18 protein-coding genes are annotated in these 21,029 nt (G+C 37.1%); 12 read left to right on the forward strand and 6 right to left on the reverse strand.

The genetic code is table 11. The annotated features are described in order from the left end of the window. Positions 1-101: 101 nt before the first annotated feature. Positions 102-545 carry a phosphohistidine phosphatase SixA gene (sixA, locus tag JHT90_RS07935; protein WP_201090258.1) on the reverse strand — a complete coding sequence of 148 codons (444 nt, stop codon included), beginning with the start codon at positions 543-545 and terminating at the stop codon, positions 102-104. A gap of 125 nt (positions 546-670) precedes the next feature. Between sixA and JHT90_RS07940 the strand changes: the two genes are divergently transcribed. The 6 genes from JHT90_RS07940 to JHT90_RS07965 all read left to right on the forward strand — a co-directional run bounded on the left by JHT90_RS07940 (position 671) and on the right by JHT90_RS07965 (position 8,449). Then, positions 671-1,660, forward strand: coding sequence for an LLM class flavin-dependent oxidoreductase (locus JHT90_RS07940; RefSeq protein ID WP_201090259.1), 990 nt, complete (start codon positions 671-673; stop codon positions 1,658-1,660). A 9-nt stretch (positions 1,661-1,669) separates the two neighbouring features. Continuing rightward, positions 1,670-2,461 carry a secretin N-terminal domain-containing protein gene (locus tag JHT90_RS07945; protein ID WP_201090260.1) on the forward strand — a complete coding sequence of 264 codons (792 nt, stop codon included), beginning with the start codon at positions 1,670-1,672 and terminating at the stop codon, positions 2,459-2,461. Between the two features lie 81 nt (positions 2,462-2,542). Then, entirely contained in the window at positions 2,543-4,003 is a 1,461-nt protein-coding gene (locus JHT90_RS07950) for an inorganic phosphate transporter (protein ID WP_201090261.1), read from the forward strand. A 59-nt stretch (positions 4,004-4,062) separates the two neighbouring features. Beyond that, complete coding sequence (locus JHT90_RS07955) at positions 4,063-6,477, forward strand: DNA translocase FtsK (protein ID WP_201090262.1); 2,415 nt, start codon at positions 4,063-4,065, stop codon at positions 6,475-6,477. An 11-nt stretch (positions 6,478-6,488) separates the two neighbouring features. Then, positions 6,489-7,124, forward strand: a complete 636-nt coding sequence (lolA, locus tag JHT90_RS07960; RefSeq protein WP_201090263.1) for an outer membrane lipoprotein chaperone LolA — start codon at positions 6,489-6,491, stop codon at positions 7,122-7,124. A gap of 2 nt (positions 7,125-7,126) precedes the next feature. After that, positions 7,127-8,449 (forward strand): replication-associated recombination protein A, encoded by a 1,323-nt coding sequence (locus JHT90_RS07965; protein WP_201090264.1) that lies wholly within the window; start codon positions 7,127-7,129, stop codon positions 8,447-8,449. A gap of 155 nt (positions 8,450-8,604) precedes the next feature. Here the strand turns inward: JHT90_RS07965 and hemG are convergent, their stop codons facing one another. Further along, positions 8,605-9,150 carry a menaquinone-dependent protoporphyrinogen IX dehydrogenase gene (hemG, locus tag JHT90_RS07970; RefSeq protein ID WP_201090265.1) on the reverse strand — a complete coding sequence of 182 codons (546 nt, stop codon included), beginning with the start codon at positions 9,148-9,150 and terminating at the stop codon, positions 8,605-8,607. Positions 9,151-9,179: 29 nt separating this feature from the next. Continuing rightward, a complete protein-coding gene (locus tag JHT90_RS07975) occupies positions 9,180-9,425 on the reverse strand; it encodes a DUF4952 domain-containing protein (protein WP_201090266.1) in 246 nt (81 codons plus the stop codon). Positions 9,426-9,576: 151 nt separating this feature from the next. Here JHT90_RS07975 and serS point away from each other — a divergent pair, with 151 nt between their 5' ends. From serS to JHT90_RS07990, 3 genes are read left to right on the forward strand one after another with little or no spacing between them, the layout of a single operon-like run. Then, positions 9,577-10,857: a serine--tRNA ligase gene (serS, locus tag JHT90_RS07980; protein WP_201090267.1), complete on the forward strand. Its 1,281-nt coding sequence runs from the start codon at positions 9,577-9,579 to the stop codon at positions 10,855-10,857. Between the two features lie 5 nt (positions 10,858-10,862). Further along, on the forward strand, positions 10,863-12,242 hold the full coding sequence (cysG, locus tag JHT90_RS07985) for a siroheme synthase CysG (RefSeq protein WP_201090268.1): 1,380 nt from the start codon (positions 10,863-10,865) through the stop codon (positions 12,240-12,242). 18 nt (positions 12,243-12,260) lie between these two features. Beyond that, positions 12,261-12,725, forward strand: coding sequence for a hypothetical protein (locus JHT90_RS07990; RefSeq protein WP_201090269.1), 465 nt, complete (start codon positions 12,261-12,263; stop codon positions 12,723-12,725). A gap of 17 nt (positions 12,726-12,742) precedes the next feature. On the opposite strand, the gene JHT90_RS07995 is transcribed toward JHT90_RS07990, so the two are convergent. Continuing rightward, positions 12,743-14,032, reverse strand: coding sequence for a M18 family aminopeptidase (locus tag JHT90_RS07995; RefSeq protein ID WP_201090270.1), 1,290 nt, complete (start codon positions 14,030-14,032; stop codon positions 12,743-12,745). 10 nt (positions 14,033-14,042) lie between these two features. Beyond that, positions 14,043-14,777, reverse strand: coding sequence for a phosphoadenylyl-sulfate reductase (locus JHT90_RS08000; RefSeq protein ID WP_201090271.1), 735 nt, complete (start codon positions 14,775-14,777; stop codon positions 14,043-14,045). Positions 14,778-14,982: 205 nt separating this feature from the next. Between JHT90_RS08000 and mutM the strand changes: the two genes are divergently transcribed. From mutM to JHT90_RS08015, 3 genes are all read left to right on the forward strand, one after another. Further along, complete coding sequence (gene mutM, locus JHT90_RS08005; protein ID WP_201090272.1) at positions 14,983-15,795, forward strand: bifunctional DNA-formamidopyrimidine glycosylase/DNA-(apurinic or apyrimidinic site) lyase; 813 nt, start codon at positions 14,983-14,985, stop codon at positions 15,793-15,795. Between the two features lie 79 nt (positions 15,796-15,874). Continuing rightward, a complete protein-coding gene (locus JHT90_RS08010) occupies positions 15,875-17,740 on the forward strand; it encodes a Na/Pi cotransporter family protein (RefSeq protein WP_201090273.1) in 1,866 nt (621 codons plus the stop codon). Positions 17,741-17,866: 126 nt separating this feature from the next. Continuing rightward, a complete protein-coding gene (locus JHT90_RS08015; protein WP_201090274.1) occupies positions 17,867-19,702 on the forward strand; it encodes an ABC transporter ATP-binding protein in 1,836 nt (611 codons plus the stop codon). Positions 19,703-19,719: 17 nt separating this feature from the next. On the opposite strand, the gene JHT90_RS08020 is transcribed toward JHT90_RS08015, so the two are convergent. Next, positions 19,720-21,009 (reverse strand): bifunctional DedA family/phosphatase PAP2 family protein, encoded by a 1,290-nt coding sequence (locus JHT90_RS08020; RefSeq protein ID WP_201090275.1) that lies wholly within the window; start codon positions 21,007-21,009, stop codon positions 19,720-19,722. Between the last annotated feature and the right edge of the window lie 20 nt (positions 21,010-21,029).

A 21,029-nucleotide genomic window follows, 5' to 3' on the forward strand; every position in this document is an offset into this window, starting at 1 on the left:
ACCAACAATTATTTTAATTGTTCAGTAAAGAACTTTTGAAATCTCACTATTATAAGCTATTGTTCATATTTTAGTTGGAAAAAATAGTATTCAATGTATGTCTATTTAGCCACTTGCATACCAGCTAGACAAATTGCTTCACCTTCTAAATGGATAAGCTCTGCTGTACTCAATGATAAGGGAAACTGTGGGCTACCCTCTGTCAATAGCGCAGCTAAAATACCTAATAGAGGTTGATGGCTAACGATCAGAATGTTTTTACCTTGATAATTATCTAGTTTTTTTATCACTAGCTGAGCATTATCTTCAGGCGTAATCCAATCAACCTCCTCTATTTTACCCTTATAACCTATTGCTCTACAGACGAGCATAGCCGTTTGAATAGCTCGCTTGTAGGGGCTATGTAAAATAATATCAATTGGTCTATTTTGTAATTTTTGTGCAGTGGTTAATACCTCTTGCTCGCCATCTTCAGTTAGATTACGCGCAGCATCAGTTGTTATTCTAAACTCTGCTTCACCATGTCTTAGCAGCCAAAGATTCATTATCCACCCTCTTTATTATTAACTATAAATAAGGTATTTTACGCTATCTTATGCCTTTAGATAATATTACATCTTTTGTAAAGGGATATAATTTATTAATTATCACTAAATTAGGCGGCATCATTATGATTCCATTTTCAATTTTAGACCTATGCCCAATCTTACAGAATGGCAGTCCTGCACAAGCATTTGCAGATACTGTTGAGCTGGCACAACACGCAGAGAAATTAAATTTTAAGCGTTTTTGGTTAGCAGAGCACCATAATATGCCTGGTATTGCTAGTGCTGCAACACCCTTAGTTATTAGTCTTGTCGCCAGTGCTACTAAACAGATTAGGGTAGGTTCTGGTGGAGTTATGTTACCTAATCATGCCCCGTTAGTGATAGCAGAACAATTTGGTACATTAGCAACCCTTTACCCTGACCGAATTGATTTAGGTATTGGCCGTGCACCAGGTACTGATTCACTGACGGCTTCAGCATTGAGACGTAATTTAGAGACAGAAATAGAAAACTTTCCAGAAGACGTCTTAGAATTAAGGTATTTTTTACAACCTAAACAGCCTAATCAGAAAGTAGCTGCTATTCCTGGGGAAAGCACGCAAATACCTATTTGGCTATTAGGTTCTAGCCTTTTTAGCTCAGGACTAGCCGCTGATTTCAGCATGCCTTTCGCTTTTGCCTCACATTTTGCGCCCGATTTATTGCTGCCAGCCATCGACTTATATAAAAGTCGTTTTCAACCCTCTAGTGAGCTTGCAGAGCCTTATATTATGGCTGGTGTAGTGGTTATTGTGGCAGATACAGACGAAGAAGCACAATATCACTTCTCATCCATGCAACATCAAACAGCAGCTATATATAGAGGAAGTCCAATACCACTGCCACCCCCTAACCAAGATATTACCTCCATTTGTTCTAGTATTGAATTAGCTAGCGTACAGCATTCTTTAGCAGAAGCTATTGTAGGTTCGCCTGAAACAGTTCAAGTAAAACTTGAACGCTTTATCAAAAAAACACAGGTTAATGAATTAATAATAACCTCCCGTATCTACGAACGTGAGGCACGCTTAAATTCATTGGCCAAGATAGCTGAAATCCGTGATTCTCTATAAAGAGTAAAGATGATGGCAAATACTATTCAGAAAATAATTATCTGTCTTGGTTTTATGGGCATAACCAGCTATTCACTAGCAGAAATTGAATTTATTGACCTTTATAATCGTTCGCCAGAAGAAATTTCACCCGTTATTAATAATAATTTCCCAAATATACCTGTTAGTAAATATGGTAATCAGTTAGTTATTAATGGCACTCCAAGCGAAAATCAACAAATAAGAGAGTTGGTGGCGCAATTAGACACGCCAGCGCGCCGCCTGCTTATTACGCTAGATACAGGTGATAGCAGCCAATCTAGCCAACAAGGTATACAAGCTAAAGGACATATTCAGTTAGGTAGTACCAATTCTATTCATGGACGCGCAAAAATTGATCAAAGAAATACCACTAATAACAGTAACTCCATTAAACAATTAATGGTTAACGAAGGATCACCCACAATGATTCAAGTTGGACAACTGGTTCCCATTAACTATACCGTACCTGATCGTTATGGACGGCCTGTAGTAACTACACAATATCAAGAAGTCATGCAGAATTTATATGTAACAGCTCAAGTAGTTGGTCAACAGGTTTTTGTTAATGTGAATAGTCAAAATGATCGTTTTTCACAAACCACGGGTAATATAAATCAACAAGCAATTAATACACGGGTATCGGGGGCATTAGGCAGTTGGATCAGTATTGGTTCTTTACAGGATAGTAACAATTATAATAGTCAAGGTATCACTGGTTACTCACAACGCTCAGGCGTTAGTAATACAGCGATAAGACTAAAAGTTGATTTAGCAAATTAATTTTTTCCAAAAATTTATGATGTCGTTTTTTATTAGTTTCTGCCATAATATTCGACTACATTAACTCCTGCGAACTTAGTAATGTTAGAAATCTTTCAGAATACTAGTGCTTGGCTGCTAATCGGCTTATTTCTTGCTCTTCTTTTTGTTTTATTCTTTGAGTTTATAAATGGTTTTCATGATACCGCTAATGCTGTAGCTACAGTTATTTATACTAACTCTATGCCAGCTAAAACAGCCGTTGTGATGTCAGGTATATTTAATTTTCTAGGCGTATTATTAGGTGGGGTTGGAGTTGCTTATGCGATTGTCCATTTATTACCTGTTGAACTATTAGTAGACTCTCACTATGGCCTAATTATGGTATTTTCCATTGTGGCTTCTGCTATTGCTTGGAATTTAGGCACTTGGTATTTTGGTATCCCTGCTTCTAGTTCACATGCTTTAATTGGCTCTATCCTCGGTGTAGCTTTAGCCAATGCACTTATAAAAGAAATACCTCTTGGACAAGGTGTTAATTGGCAAAAAGCTATTGATATCGCCATCTCATTAGTTGTTTCACCATTAGCAGGCTTTGCTATAGCAGGCATTTTTCTATTAATACTGAAATTTCGCTTCCCTAAATCAAAAATGCACCAAACGCCTGAAAAAAGAAAAGAAGTTAAGGCAAAAAAGAAACCGCCTTTCTGGAACCGTGTGGTACTAATCTTATCCGCTATGGGAGTTAGCTTTGTACATGGTTCAAACGATGGCCAAAAAGGTATTGGTCTGGTAATGCTGGTTTTGATTAGCTTTGTTCCTCAATACTTTGTGCTAGACCTTAAAAGCTCAACTTATCAAATAGAAAGAACGCGTGACGCAGCAATCCATTTAAATAACCTTTTTATACGTAATCAAGAAAAACTCTCTCCTATCCTATCGCTTACTATTCAAACCACTCCGCTGACTGATGAATTTAAATGTATACCGAGTGTGACAGGAACGATATTCCATGATTTAAATAAAACCTTGGTTGGTGTTAGAGATTATAAAGAGCTTACTGATGAACAACGTATTTTGACCCGTCACTATATTCTTTGTATTGATGATATTGCTAAAAATGTAACAAAAGCCTCTATTTTAAATGCTGAAGATGAGGGTAATGTCACACGTTTAAGAAATGATCTACGTGCTACCACGGAATATGCACCTTTATGGGTAATTTTTGCAGTTGCTTTAGCCCTTGGCACTGGTACAATGATCGGCTGGCGACGTGTCGTATTTACTGTGGGTGAAAAGATTGGTAAACAAGGTATGACGTATGCCCAAGGTATGTGTGCGCAAATTACAGCAATTATAGCAATTGGTGCAGCTAACTTATTCAGCTTACCTGTATCTACTACGCATATTTTATCTTCTGGTGTTGCTGGTACAATGGTAGCGAATAAATCAGGGCTACAAAAAGCAACCGTAGTTAACATTGCACTAGCATGGGTATTAACATTACCTGCTGTTATTGTTATGGGTGCTGTGTTCTTTTGGATTAGCGCTCTTTTCATATGACACATAGCCTTTTAGAGTATATAATTGGCTAGTTTTAAGTAATGTAAAAGAGCTTTGGTTTGAAACAAACAACAGAAGAAAACTCAATATTATCTTTAAGCTTTTGGCGACAACAAGCCATAGCAAGGTCTTTAGAAGTACTACTTATTTTTTTAGTGCTAGTAGGCGTGTATTGGCTTTTAACGCTATTAACTTGCAGCCCGAATGATCCTACCTTTAATAAAACGGCTAGTTATATAGAAATAAGTAATATTGGTGGTATTACAGGGGCAAAAACAGCCAGTCTTTGTTTCTTTTTATTTGGCTATATTGCTTATCTTTTGCCTATTTTACTTATCGCTAAATCCATACAGATTTTTTATCATCGTAAACAGATTAATATTAAAAACTTCTGGTTATTAGGCTACCGTTTCTTTGGTTTACTGCTAATCGTTTTTAGTGCTTGTATTCTAGCACACCAGCATTTTGCGACTAATAGCATTTTACAAGCTGTAGGTATTGCAAGTGGTGGTGGCATTATTGGCGACTCGATAGGAACCTTATTCTTATCCTCGCTTTCAAACCAATTATCAACCTTAATCTCTTTACTGTGTTTTTGTATTGGTTTAACGGTTTTTTTAAAGTTTTCTTGGCTTACACTGGTTGATTTTGTTGGCAAATTCACTATTGACTTGTATGAGCTATTGGCTATTAAACTCAATCAATGGTGGCAAAAGCGTTCTGACAAAAAACAAATTAGACGTAATCTGCGCGATGTTGATGAGCAGATCAATGAAGTAGTAGCGCCTGTTGTCGCTGACAAACAAGAGCAACAAAAAATTCGTGAGAACCTCATTAAACGCCAAGAGTCCTTGGCAAATTATATGAGTAAACAAGAAGAACGCCCTGCGGTTAAAGTTAATAAACCAACGCCTACTAAAACAGCTGAACCTAGTAAGCGTGTTTTAAAAGAAAAACAAGCCCCTCTGTTTGAAGATACAGGTGATCCTTTACCACCTTTCTCATTGCTTGACCCTGCTGAGAAAAAACAACGGAGTTTTTCGGCTGAATCCTTAGAAGCGATGTCTCGTTTGCTTGAAATCAAACTCAAAGAGTTCGGTGTAGAGGTTACTGTAGTTGATGTACATCCTGGCCCTGTGATTACTCGCTTTGAGATTGAGCTTGCGCCTGGTATAAAAGTTAGTCGTATCTCAAATTTAGCCAAAGATTTAGCACGCTCACTGGCTGTATTAAGTGTACGTGTGGTAGAAGTTATTCCAGGTAAAACTACCGTGGGTATTGAAATACCTAATGAAGACCGACAAATTGTACGTCTTTCTGAAGTGATTACCTCCGAAGCTTATGACCAGCAAAAATCACCTGTTACCCTAGCCTTAGGTCAAGATATTGGCGGTGAACCTGTTATTACTGACTTAGCTAAAATGCCTCATTTATTGGTTGCAGGTACTACAGGCTCAGGTAAGTCAGTAGGCGTTAATGCCATGATTCTCTCTATTCTGTTCAAATCCACTCCTGAACAGGCTAGGTTAATTATGATTGACCCCAAAATGTTAGAACTTTCAATCTATGAAGGTATTCCCCACCTACTCTGCCCTGTTGTAACGGATATGAAAGAAGCTGCCAACTCATTACGTTGGTGTGTGGCAGAAATGGAGCGCCGTTATAAATTAATGGCAAAAATGGGCGTACGTAATATTGCTGGCTATAATCGTAAGATTAAAGATGCTTTAGAAGCAGGTGAAGGGATTGAAGATCCTCTTTATAAACGTGAATCTGTAGATGATGAACCGCCCTTACTAAAACATCTGCCTATTATTGTGGTTGTGGTAGACGAATTTGCCGATATGATGATGATCGTAGGCAAAAAAGTTGAAGAACTAATTGCTCGAATTGCGCAAAAGGCACGTGCCGCTGGTATCCATTTAATTCTAGCCACACAACGTCCTTCGGTAGATGTGATTACTGGTTTAATTAAAGCCAATATTCCTACTCGTATGGCATTCCAAGTGTCTAGCAAAATTGATTCGCGTACTATTCTAGATCAAGGCGGTGCTGAACAATTACTAGGTCATGGTGATATGCTTTATTTACCACCAGGTACAGGTCTTCCTATACGTGTTCATGGTGCATTTGTTTCTGATGATGAAGTACATCGTGTTGTAGAAGCATGGAAACAACGTGGCGAGCCTGACTACGAAGAAGCTATTTTAAATGGTATTGAAGAGTCCATTGGTTACTCAGATAGTAATGGCGACAGTGGCTCTAGTGAAGATGACGACCCACTTTATGATGAAGCTGTACGTTTTGTTACAGAATCGAGACGCGCCTCTATTTCATCTGTACAAAGAAAGCTTAAAATAGGCTATAACCGTGCTGCTCGGATGATCGAGGCAATGGAAGACGCAGGCGTTGTAACTGCAATGAGTTCAAATGGCTCACGGGAAGTGCTAGCACCACCTCCTGTCCGTGATTAATAGGATACTTAATGAAAATTTTACGTACTTTCTTTTTTACTGCTATCACCCTATTTGCTTTTCATAATGTAGCAATAGCAGCAACTGAACAACAAAGTATCAATGAGCTTTCTAAATTATTAGACCAAGCACAAAGTATGACAGGTAATTTCACACAAGTTACTTTAGATGCTACAGGTACTCGTTTACAGGAAACCAATGGTGAGTTGGCACTTAAAAGACCTGGCTTATTTCGCTGGCATACCAGTGCCCCACAAGAGCAACTATTAATTTCTGATAACCAAAAAATCTGGTTATATGATCCTGATTTAATGCAATTAACCATTCAAAAAATGGATCAACGTATGAGTCATACCCCTGCTCTATTGTTATCAGGTAATGTTTCAGAAATACAAAAGAACTTTATAATCTCCTCTAAAACAACAGGTAAATTACAAACTTTTGTGTTAGTACCTAAAGATAAAGAAAGTTTATTTAATAGCTTAACCTTAACTTTTAATGATAAAACGGTTAACGGTATGCAGCTTGTTGATAATGTAGGGCAACGTACTAATATTACCTTTCAAAATATTAAAATGAATGTACCTGTTGATAGCAAACTATTTAAGTTTGACCCACCAGAAGGTACAGACGTTATCGAAGAGTAACGATGGATCTATTTGCAAATGCTATTTCACCTGTTCAACCCCTTGCTGCTCGCTTAAGAGCAACTAATTTAGACGAGTATGTTGGACAGGAGCATTTGCTTGCGCACGGTAAACCATTAAGAGATGCCCTAGAGCATGGCGCATTACACTCCATGATTTTTTGGGGGCCGCCAGGTGTTGGCAAAACTACCCTAGCCAAACTGCTAGCCAATGTCTCGAATGCTCATTTTGAAACCCTTTCAGCAGTATTATCAGGTGTCAAAGAAATCCGCCAAGCTGTAGAAATTGCTAAACAGCAATTAGCTTATGGCAAGCCCACCCTACTCTTTGTAGATGAAGTACATCGGTTTAATAAAAGCCAACAAGATGCTTTTTTACCCTATATTGAAGATGGTACTTTTATCTTTATTGGAGCCACTACTGAAAACCCTTCTTTTGAACTAAATAATGCATTGCTTTCTCGTGCGCGAGTCTATATATTAAAACCTTTAGACGAACCTGCCTTAAAAAAATTAGTTGAAAGAGCTTTAACTGAAGAAAAAGGTTTAGGTAATAGACAACTGAAGTTGCCTGAAGATAGTTTACAACTCCTATTAACAGCCGCTGATGGTGATGGCCGTAGAGTGCTTAACTTGCTTGAAAATGCGGCAGATTTAATAGAAGATGGCGGCACTATTAGTACAAAGCTATTACTAGACTTACTTACCAATAGCTTAAGACGCTTTGATAAGGGAGGTGAAGCTTTTTATGACCAAATCTCTGCTCTACATAAGTCCGTACGTGGCTCTAATCCTGATGCGGCACTTTATTGGTTATGCCGTATGCTTGATGGTGGTTGTGATCCGCTATATCTAGCTCGTCGGATTGTGCGTATGGCCAGTGAAGATATTGGTAATGCTGATCCTCGAGCGCTAAATCTATGTTTAGCGGCATGGGAAGTACAAGAAAGACTGGGTAGCCCAGAAGGTGAATTAGCACTGGCACAAGCAATAGTATATCTAGCCTCTGCCCCAAAAAGTAATGCTGTCTATATGGCTTACAATACAGCTAAAAGAGCTGTTAAAGAATATGGCTCGCTTGATGTACCACTGCATCTGCGTAACGCTCCTACCAAACTAATGAAAGAATTAGGTTATGGGGATGAATACCGTTATGCCCATGATGAACCTGATGCTTTTGCTGCTGGTGAAGATTATTTTCCAGAAGAAATAGAACCACAACAATTCTATTACCCAACACCTCGTGGTTTAGAAGCTAAAATTAAAGAAAAATTAGTCTATTTAAAAGAGCTTGATAAAAATAGCCCTAAAAAACGACGTAAATAGCTATTCAAAATCATAATATATCTATCATACAGAACGGAGAGACAGCAAAAATCAACAATAAATAGTTAGCTAAGGCGTTTACAAATTTAGTTATGGGCAGATAACACTACTAAAGTAAAATATAGGGATAGTCATTTATCTTCCTGATCTTTAAATTACTCTATAACTAGTGAAGAAAACTGTTGGGCAAAATCATCTACTTTATGCCAGTTGGTATAACTATAATTTTGCGTCATATCGTGATTTTTCTCGCCACCTAACCACATAATTAAACGAATCATTGTTCGATCAAACCAATTATATCTTGGATAATATAATGCCCCTGCAAAGACGCCTTTTAAATTAGGTTGCCATTGTATTTTTTGAAAAAGTTTACGCGCATAAACGCTGCCCTCTGGTGTATCTTTACCCGCTTTTCTTGCGGTGACACAGACACAAAAGAAAGCTGTTTTTTTACTATTTAAAAGAGCGGTATTTTGCTCAATAAATTGCAGTAATGGCTTTCTAAAATGGCCATAACGAATAGAGCCGCCTATTAATATCGTTTCATAATCGTTTAAATTTATAGGTAATGCTTCTTCAATATTGTAAAGATCATAGCTAATCTCTGGTGATACTTCACTCAGATGTTTTGCTATTCTTTCCATTATTTTTAAAGTCTGCCCTTCAATAGTGGAATAAAGTAGTAATGCATTTTTCATATTTAGTTAACTTCGCTCTTTAAATTTCTTCAGGTAAGAAATTGTTCAATTACAGCTGCCTGCTCTCCTGAAACTTTATAGCTAGCAATAGCTGGTTTAGCTTGTCTATCATACTTTACCTCACAAGATTGAAACACTAGCGCTTTAGGCTTATGATTAAACATTGCTAAAAAATCGCCACATGGTGATTGTGGCAATTTAGTGTGGCTAGATGAGTGACTACAATCTACTAACAAAGCCATAATAATTAATAAACTATAACTAACTAATTTCATTCTAAATCATTAAAGTGAATAATTGGAAAGGATATTACATTATCTACTACCATCAGATAAACCTTTTTCATTTTGCTAACTTATCTTTATAATGACTCTTTATTTTTATACACTATCTGCTAATACTTAATTAATCTATTGAGACAGAATAATGCTTGATTCAAAATTGGTAAGAACCCAACCTCAAGAAGTAGCTAAACGACTAGCAACCCGTGGTTTTACCCTTGATGTGGAAAAAATTGAAGCGTTGGAAGAACAACGTAAAACAGTGCAAATTAAAACTGAACAATTACAAGCTGATCGTAACGCGCGAGCCAAAACTATTGGACAAGCTAAACAACGTGGCGAGGACATCACGCCTTTATTAAATGAAGTAGATCAATTAGGCGCTGAGCTTGAAAGCAGTAAACGTGAATTAGAAACTATTCAAACTGAATTTGATGCAATTTTATTAAATATCCCTAATCTTCCTGATGAAAGTGTACCAGTAGGCACTGATGAAGAAGAAAATATTGAAGTTAGACGTTGGGGTACGCCAAAAACGTTTGATTTTGAGATTAAAGACCATGTGGATTTAGGTTCTAAATATGGCTGGTTAGACTTTGAAGCTGCCGTTAAACTCTCTGGAGCACGTTTTGCTGTCCTTAAAGGCCCAATTGCTCGGTTACATCGCGCTTTAGCTCAGTTTATGATTAACCTACATACTTCTGAACATGGTTACGAAGAAGCGTATACGCCTTATTTAGTACAGGCAACTGCGTTACAAGGCACAGGTCAATTACCTAAATTTGAAGAAGATTTATTTAAATTACCCCGTGAAGATGCAGCAGATTTATATTTAATTCCTACGGCAGAAGTTACCTTAACTAACTTAGTAGCTGGGGAAATTTTAGACGCTAAACAACTGCCTATAAAATTAGTAGCTCACTCTCCCTGTTTTCGTAGTGAAGCAGGCGCATCAGGTAAAGATACCCGAGGCATGATTCGCCAACATCAATTTGATAAAGTAGAAATGGTACGTATTGTTGAGCCTGCTACTTCTATGCAAGCATTAGAAGAATTAACAGCTAATGCTGAAAAGGTATTACAGTTATTAGAATTACCTTATCGTGTTATTACTTTATGCACAGGTGATATGGGGTTTGGTGCGGTAAAAACTTATGATATTGAAGTATGGGTGCCTAGCCAAGACAAATACCGTGAGATTTCCTCATGTTCTAACTGTGGTGATTTCCAAGCTCGTCGTATGTTAGCACGTTATCGCAATCCAGAAACTAATAAGCCAGAACTTGTGCATACCCTTAATGGTTCAGGGTTAGCGATAGGTCGTACTTTAGTGGCTGTATTAGAAAACTACCAGCAAGAAGATGGTTCTATTGTTGTTCCTGAAGTATTAAGACCTTATATGGGCGGTGTTGAGGTAATCAATTAATCTTTATGGATTTCTTACCTCTTTTCCATAATCTACAAGGACGTAATGTTTTATTAGTAGGTGGTGGCGCTGTAGCGTTACGTAAAGCTAGATTATTATTAGCCAGCGGCGCTCATTTGCATGTTATTGCTCCCACTATTAATAGTGAACTGATAACACTTATTGAACAGCATAAAGGTAGTTATGCATTAGCTAACTACCAAATTACAGATATTAAAAATCATGTATTAGTAGTAGCGGCTACTGATGATATGATTATTAATCAACAAGTTTCTACAGATGCTCAAGCACTTAATATCCCTGTTAATGTGGTTGATAATCCCAGATTAAGTACCGTTATTTTTCCTGCTATTGTAGATCGCTCGCCTATTATTGTGGCCGTATCCAGTAGTGGTAGCTCCCCAGTATTAACACGTCTATTACGGGCGAAATTAGAAACATTATTACCTAGTAGTTATGCCAAACTAGCCAAACTAGCTGAAAAATTTCGCGAAAAAGTTAAACAGCATTTTAGCCATTCTGAGCAACGGCGTATTTTTTGGGAAAAGGTATTACAAAGCCCTATAGCTGAACAAGTGCTAGCTGGCAGAGAGCAACAAGCTGAACAGCAACTGCAACAACTGTTAGAAAATGCTAATGATCAAGCCGTTCAAGGTGAAGTATACTTAATTGGCGCTGGTCCTGGTGATCCTGATTTACTTACCTTTCGTGCCTTGCGTTTAATGCAACAAGCTGATGTGGTTTTATATGATCGTTTAGTTTCGCCAACTATTATAGATTTATGTCGTCGTGATGCTGATCGTATTTATGTAGGTAAACAACGCAGTAACCATAGCGTACCCCAAGAAAATATTAATCAATTACTCGTCAACCTTGCCAAACAAGGTAAACGTGTTGTTCGCCTAAAAGGTGGTGATCCTTTTATTTTTGGTCGTGGTGGTGAAGAAATAGCAACCCTAGCCGACCATAATATTCCTTTTCAAGTAGTACCAGGTATTACTGCCGCTAGTGGCTGTGCTGCTTATGCAGGTATTCCCCTTACCCATCGTGATTATGCACAATCAGTGCGTTTTGTTACAGGCCACTTAAAAGATAATACCATTGATTTACCTTGGCAAGAATTGGTGGCGAAAGAACAAACAGTTGTATTTTATATGGGGTTAGTGGGTCTTTCTACCATTTGCCAACAACTGATTAACCACGGTCAATCACCTGATGCCCCTATTGCTTTAATAGAACAAGGTACTACTGAGGCTCAACGAGTATTTACTGGTACATTGGCTACCCTACCTCAGCAAATTGCTAACCAGCAAGTACATGCCCCTACCCTTATTATTGTGGGTGATGTGGTAAAACTCAGGGATAAGTTAGCTTGGTTTAAATAGTTTGATGGAATGAATAATATGGATATCAATATATTAAAAGCTGAACTACCCAATTTATTACCTAAAGCTATTCAATGGGCTGAAGATACTGAAGAATATATTATTAAGCAAGGTATTGCTCTTAATAAAACTCAACAAGCTGATGCAAAAACTGTTGGTGTTATTCACCCAGAAAAAATTTATGTATTAGAGTTAGATATTTTTCCACTACCTGAAGACCCAACTTTACAAAAAGCTGCTACAACACTTGGTTTACTAGGAAAAAATACAGTAGGGCTAACATTAGGTTATGGTATTTTAATTAAGAAAGGCTTGTTATCTAGAAGTCTTTTATCTCATGAATGCAGACATGTTTATCAATATGAGCAAGAAGGTTCAGTGGCTGCTTTTATTAAAGCTTACCTAGCATCTATTATAGAATATGGTTACTTTGACTCACCCTATGAAATAGACGCTAGAAAATATGAGATCTTTCAGTTATAACTTAGATATTAAAACTATTAAATCAACGTTTCTGCTTTATAAAAAACCCTTAACGCTCTTGTTAAATAGAATAAATCTTTAGTACCTGCTGTTTCTCTAATTGAATGCATTGCCCAAGTAGGTACACCAATATCCACTGTTTTTATACCTATTTTGCCTGCTGTAATTGGCCCTATGGTAGAACCACATCCCATATCACTGCGGGTAACAAAGGTTTGTACAGGTATTTCATTGGTATTACATAAATGACGGAAGAAACTGGCTGTTTCACTATTGGTTGCATAACGTTGGTTTGTATTGATTTTTATAACTGGCCCACCATTAATTTTTGGCGCATGGTGTTTATCATGCTTTTCAGGATAATTGGGATGCTGTGCATGTGCATTATCTGCAGAAATCAGTAGTGAATTTTGAATACAACGATTACGTACTATAGGATCGGGCATTAACCTAGACAATACTTGCTCTAAAAATGGACCATCTGCTCCACAAGCTGAGCAAGAGCCTACTTCTTCATGGTCAGTACAGATTAACAAACAATTTTGATCATTATTGGATTTTAATAATGCTTCCAACCCTGCATAACAAGAAAGTAGATTATCTAATCGCGCACTAACAATAAAATCGTCATTAACCCCTACAATATTGCCTTTTTGATTATCATAGAAACTAAGTTCATAGTCTAATAACTCAACCTCTTGCAAACCATGTTCAGTTAATAGCTGTTTAGCCAATAGCTCTCTTAAATCAAAAGGTTTTTCAGCATCTCCACAACAAACTATTGGTGGTAATTCCGTTTGTTGATTAATTGGCCAACCCTTATTGGCTTCGCGATTTAAATGTATGGCTAAATTAGGAATAACCGCAATAGGCCTTTTAATATTGATTAAGCGGCTTTGTAATTGCCCTTGATGAGTAAAAGTAACACGACCAGCCAGAGCAAGTTCTCGATCAAACCAAGGTGCTAATAATGCGCCACCATACACCATTGCCCCTAACTGCCAACAACCGCTTTTATTTAATTCTGGTTGTGGTTTTACTTGCAAACAAGGGCTATCTGTATGGGCACCTACCATTCTAAAACCTGAATCTTTTAATTTATTCATGCTTAGCTTAAAGGCAATAATAGATGAATCATTACGCACGATATAGTATCGTCCACCTTCACGAATAGACCAATTAGCACGCTCAAATAAATGCTGATAGCCCGCTGCCTCTAATAAACTAGCCATATTAGCAACAGTGTGGAAAGGGGTGGGTGAAGTATAAATAAAATTTATTAGAGCCTGACTCAGCGTGTTAATCATACAATATCCTTTAGCCTTTAATGATCAGATTACCTGCATGTAGGCCACATTCTTTTTGTGTAGCCTCTTCCCACCACCAACGACCTTCGCGTTCATGCTGGTTAGGTAATACGGTCCGTGTACAAGGTTCACAGCCAATACTGATAAAACCTTTTGTATGTAAACTATTATAGGGTATTTCCATCATTCTAATATAGTCCCACACTTCTTTACTTGACATATTGGCTAATGGATTAAATTTATAAAGTTTATTTGTTTCTGTAGAAAAAGCAGTATCTAATTCCATAATAGGTACATGACTACGGGTAGGACTTTGATCACGGCGTTGCCCCGTTACCCATGCTTTTACTGTAGACAGCTTACGCCTTAAAGGCTCTACCTTACGAATTCCACAACACTCACTATGACCATCTTTATAAAAACTAAATAACCCTTTTTCTTTAACAAAGGGTTCTAGCCTTTTATAATCTGGGGTTAATACCTCAATATCGATATTATAAAAATCCCTGACTTCTTCTATAAAACGATAGGTTTCAGGGTGTAATCGGCCTGTATCGAGAGAAAACACTTTAACAGACTTATTTAAGCGCCAAGCCATATCTATGGCGACCACATCCTCAGCTCCACTAAATGAAATCCACAACTCATCAGCAAAGTGTTCAAAAGATAGCTTTAAAATATCACGGGGTGATTTATCAGCATAGGTCACAGCCAAAGCTTCAATATCAAAGGTAGAAATGGTCATTTAGTTATATTCCAAATTACTAATTACATTATTAATTTTGGTTCACATAGTAACAAAAATAACTTTTGGAATAAATGAACGTATTTTTATAAGCTTATTTTAAAATGTATGCTGTAATTAAAATTTATTATTTTGTAAATAACTATTCAATTGAAATAATATTTCTTAAACTAATATTATATACGCAATTATCAAGAGATTTTTTATGCCTGAATTACCCGAAGTTGAAACAACGCGGCTTGGAATAGAACCCCATATTATTAATCAAAAAATTGTACAGGTTATTGTTAGAGAACGTCGTTTACGTTGGACTATACCTGATGAATTAGATGTGCTCGCCTCTGAACAACATATTAAACAAGTCAAACGTCGAGCTAAGTATCTACTGATTGAGCTAGAATCAGGTACTATTATTATTCATCTTGGTATGTCTGGTAGTTTACGGGTTGTTGAACAAACAGCTAACTGTCAAAAGCATGACCATGTAGATATTTTATTAGCCAATGGTTTAGCCTTGCGTTACCATGATCCTAGGCGTTTTGGCTGTATTTTATGGACTAATGATCCTGTTACTCATGATTTATTAACCCATTTAGGCCCTGAGCCATTAACAGAAGAATTTAACGCCGATTACCTTTTTCAACTTTCTCGTAACCGTTCCATAGCGGCTAAATTATTTATTATGGATAATAAAGTGGTGGTGGGCGTGGGTAATATCTATGCCAATGAAGCATTATTTGCAGCAGGTATTAACCCTAATAAACCTGCCAATAGCATTTCCAAAGCGCGTTATGCAAAGCTAGTACGCTGTATTAAAGAGATATTAGCTCGTGCCATTGAAGTTGGAGGCACTACTTTAAGAGATTTTGTGGGCGGTGATGGTAAGCCAGGTTACTTTCAACAAACCCTTAATGCCTATGGTAGAGGTGGCTTACCTTGTAATAAATGTGGACGAATATTAAAAGAAACTAAATTAGGCCAAAGAGCTACAGTATGGTGCAGTTATTGTCAGCGCTAATAATTATCAATAGGCTATCGCCTTTCTTATAAAAAAGCATTAGAATCAATGGGTTTAAATTTACTTATGGATAAATAATTTGACACACCGCAGTTACACCAGAAATTTACTATTTATTCTTCTTATCGCTGGATTACTCTGCTCTTTCTATTTTAGTAGAAGTTGGGTAGATCTTTGTGCTGGTCTTGCCTTCTTTTTATTTGGTATGCAGTGCATGGAAGATGGCTTAAAACAACTGGCAGGTGGCAAATTAGAACAATTATTAGCGAAAAGTACAGCGACACCCTTGAGAGGATTAGTATTTGGTATAGGCTCTACCATGGTGTTGCAGTCTACTACCTTAGTTTCTCTATTGACCATTGCATTTATTAGCACGGGCCTTATTACTTTAGCGGGCGGTATCACGATTATATTAGGGGCTAATCTGGGGGCAACAAGTGGGATTTGGTTATTAGCTCTCGCGGGACAAAGTATTAGCCTCAGCCCCTTTGCCTATCCATTAGTAGTATTGGGTGTGTTAGCCGCCTTTAATGGCGATAAAAGCAAAGCTTTGGGCCGTATCTTATTAGGAATCGCGTTTATCTTCTTAGGTATTGATCAGATTAAAGGGGGATTTTCTACCTTTACAGGCGATTTAGATTTAGCACAATACCAATTTTCAGGCTTTTTAGGTGCACTCCTGTTTCTAGGCATTGGTTTAATCATCACCGTTATTTTGCAATCAAGCCATGCTACGTTAATGCTAACCTTAACGGCTTTAGGGCTAGGACAAATAGGTTTAGAACAAAGTTTTGCTTTAGCTATTGGCTCAAATGTTGGCAGTGCTGTCACTACGGGGGTGATGGGTTTTATAGGCGGTAATCGAAGTGGCCAACGATTAGCTTTAGCTCATGTTATTTTTAATGTAACAACAGGTTTAGTCACCTTTATGCTACTTACACCGTTAACTTGGACTGTGGCCTCTTTTGCTGATTTATTAAAACTTAACCCATTGATTCAATTAGCTCTATTCCACACCATTTTTAACGTTTCTGGTGTGGTTATTTTTTGGTTTCTGCAATATAAGCTGGCTAATGCCCTTATTAAATGGTTACCAGATATTGAAGAACCAAAAGTACTTATTACCGAGGTATCCCAGCCAACTACTTTAGATACAGTTCCTGTAGAAGAAATCATTACACCAGCTCGTTACTTAAATGACAACGCACTGTCTTCTGTAGAAACCGCTATCACCACTGTTATTAAGGAACTTGAGCATTTAGAACGGATCAGTTTAGAAGTTATTTGCCATGCCCTTTATATTCCCGTTGAACAATTATCAGCAAATCAAATAGACCTCGTATTATTAAACTCCTCCCCTGAAAACAGAGGTATTGATGCAGATACGCTGTACAGACGTCATATCAAAGGTATTTATAGTGATCTATTAACCTTTATGGGTCGCATTGAAATTCCAAGTGATGATGAACAACATCAGCAATTATTTATGACCTGTCAAGTAGTGGCATTACAACTGGTTGATGCAGTAAAAGATGCTAAGCATTTACAAAAAAATTTACATATTTATTTAGATAAAAGTGATTCTACAGCCTATACTTTCTATATAGAGCTTAGAAAATATTTACTGGGTAAACTGCGTGAAATCTATAAATTAGGTGAATTAGATTTACCAGACGAATTATGGTTTTCTCGCTTACAATTACTAAATGATGATTCAGCAAATTTTGATACAAGTTTTCGTAATAGATTATTTGCCTCCGTTCGCCTTCATCAGTTAAATGGTACTCAAACCAGCTCATTAATGAATGATGTTGGCTATGCCAGTCGAATCGTACAAAGTTTACGTAATGTACTTATTCTTAGCCATAGTTCTGATAATGATATTTTTAATAAATTTAAACAAGCTGTTGATGAAGAAAGATCAGAACATTTGATTATTATGTAAATAGGTGTAGACTGAGAATAGTTATTATCAATCAATCTGACTGTTTTATTAAACTATTCTGTAGTTTCCTGTTAGCTTATCTGTATTAGCCACAACTCAATTTTATTTCTCACTTGAGAAGGTGTTATGCTTTTTGAACGTTTTGAAAAACTTGTAGATCCTTTTAAAGAAGCGCCTGATGTTATGCCACCGAAAAATATTTTGGCATTCTATTGGCACTATCTTAAACAAGTAAAAGGTATTCTCTTTTGTCTATTAGTAGTGGGTTTTTTTGCCGCTATTATTGAAGTAGCTTTTTTCAATTTTTTAGGAAAAATTGTTGACTACATTCAAGCCTCCCAGTCACCACAAGATTTTTTTGCGCAACATGGTTATGAATTAGTGTGGATGGCTATTGTTGTATTATTACTACGCCCTTTCTTTTTCTTAATCCATGATTTATTAGAAAGACAGAGCTTAACCGCTAATCTAGTTACCCTAGCGCGTTGGCAACAACATCGGTATATATTAAAACAAAGCCTTAATTTTTTTCATAGTGACTTTGCTGGAACTATCGCTAATCGTATTATGCACACAGGCAATGCATTACGTAGTTCTGCCATCAGCTGTGTAAATTCTATTTGGCATGTCATTATTTATATCGGCAGTGCGCTCTTTCTATTTTTTGAAGCAGATTGGCGTTTAACGATCCCTTTATTCGTTTGGTTAATCACTTATACCATTACCCTTATCTATTTTGTGCCAAAAACCAGAGAACGTTCAGCGATTTCCGCTAAAACTCGCTCAAAATTAATGGGCTGTATCGTTGATGGTTATACCAATATTACCACTTTAAAGCTATTTGCCCATACCGAATTAGAGCAAAACTATGCAAAAGATATAATGGCAGAACAAACCTATGCTGCACAAAGGTCAACCCGTTTAGTAACAGCGATGACCTTAGTATTATCCATTATCAATGGTGCGATGATTGTAGCTACTGCTGGTTTAGCAATTTGGTTATGGAGTAATAACCTGATATCTATTGGTGCCATTACCTTAGCTACTGCCCTAGTGATACGTATTAATAATATGTCTGAATGGATTATGTGGGTGGTAAATGGTATTTTTGAGGAAATAGGCGTTGTGCAAGATGGTATTCGTACCATTGTGCAACCACGCAAAGTACAAGATAAAGCTAATGCTAAACCATTGGTTATTGAACAAGGCAATATCCATTTTAATCATATAAATTTTTGCTACGACAACAAAAGACCTGTTTATCAAGATTTAAACTTAACCATCCAAGCAGGTGAAAAAATAGGTTTAGTAGGCCCTTCTGGTGCAGGTAAATCCACACTTGTGAATTTATTACTTCGACTCTATGACTTACAAAGCGGTAATATTACTATTGATGGTCAAAATATAGCTGATGTAACGCAAGACAGTTTACGTTCAAAAATAGGTATGGTGACTCAAGATACAGCCTTATTACATCGCTCAATTAAAGAAAACTTACTTTATGGTAAGCCTGATGCCACAGAACAAGAAATACTAAAAGCACTACACCAAGCAAAAGCAGATGAATTTGTTTTTGATTTATTGGATAGTGATGGTCAACATGGCTTAGATGCTAAAGTTGGAGAGCGTGGGGTTAAGCTATCTGGAGGACAACGACAACGTATAGCTATTGCCCGCGTATTGCTTAAAAATGCGCCTATCCTTATTTTAGATGAAGCGACTTCTGCTTTAGACTCTGAAGTAGAAGCTGTGATTCAAGAAAGCTTAGAGTTATTAATGGAGAATAAAACTGTTATTGCTATTGCACACCGTCTCTCTACCATTGCTAAAATGGATCGCTTAATTGTTTTAGATCATGGCGCTATTGTTGAAGTAGGAACACATCAACAGCTGATCAAACAAAATGGATTATATGCGCGTTTATGGCAACATCAGGCAGGTAATTTTATGGGAGTAGATTAACACTACTCCTTTTATAATTAATGCTTAAAAAAGGTAATTGTAGTCGCCATTATTATTACTAATAACCCTATAGGTAATAAAATTTTCCAACAATTATAGGGTAAGGGTTGCATTTTCTCTCTTGATTCTACCCATGCCAACACAAACATACAGATACCTGTGGCTAATAAACCACCTGCCACAATATCAGTTACCCAATGAACACCTAAGTAAACCCTTGATAGTCCAATGAGTATAGCAGGTAAGCTAGCAATAAATAGCCATAACATACGTGTCTTAGAAGATCGCCCTAAACCAGCTAACACACCTAGACTAAGGAAAAAAGCAAAAGAAGCCGAAGTATGCCCACTTGGAAAACTGAATGTCTGCATAATATCAGTCATGGCTTGCGGCCGTACCCGATCTACCGTCTCTTTAATAATCCATCCTATGGTAGCTGTTCCAAACATAGTACAAGCAAAGAACATCAATGGCTTAATCTGCCGCATAATTAGTAGTAAACAACATAATACAGCCGATATTACAAACTGTACTTTATAACCACCTAGCTCGGTTATAAACTGAATTACGCCATCAAACTCGCTTGAACGTACTTCCTTAGCAATTAGCAACAAGCCTTGATCTAATGATTGTAAATAAGGTAAAAAAAGATAAAGTGCTAATAACAGTAAAAAACTGATAAAGGACATATAACCAGCAATCCATCTTTTTTGCTTAATACATCCATAAATACCAACACCTAGTAACGATCCTAAAACAACAATAACACAGCCTAACTCTAGCCAAAATTGCTTGCCAACAGGTAACGTAAAAGCAGCCCCCGTTACCCAGCCAGGCACCACAAAGGTAATACTCCATGCAATACTAGAAATAAAAGTAACAAATAGACATTTTGTGAAAGAGAGCTGAAAAATGCCTGCCATCATTGGCATAATTGGTCGCAATGGGCTGATAAAACGGCCTATTAATAATCCCATACCACCAAAACGTTGAAAATAATTATCAGCCATATTGACCCATTTGGGATGATTTTTTATAACAGCTGCATGATACACGCGGTCTTTAAGTTTATAGCCTATACCATAAGACAACATATCCCCTAACCAACCACCAACTATTGCTAAAAGAATGGCTTTCCAAAGAGGATAATCAAAACCACCAGCGATAGCGCTGGCTATCATTAGCATAGTGGCGCCAGGAATTGCTAAACCTAATAATGCCATACACTCAATGAAGGCAATTAAGAAAATAGCTAAGCCTATTAACTGTTGATGATTAGTTAAAAATGTATCGAGCCAATCAAGCATAAATAGTAGTACCTAGACAC

Source organism: Entomomonas asaccharolytica, assembly GCF_016653615.1.
In the GTDB taxonomy this organism is placed as follows: Bacteria; Pseudomonadota; Gammaproteobacteria; order Pseudomonadales; family Pseudomonadaceae; genus Entomomonas; species Entomomonas asaccharolytica.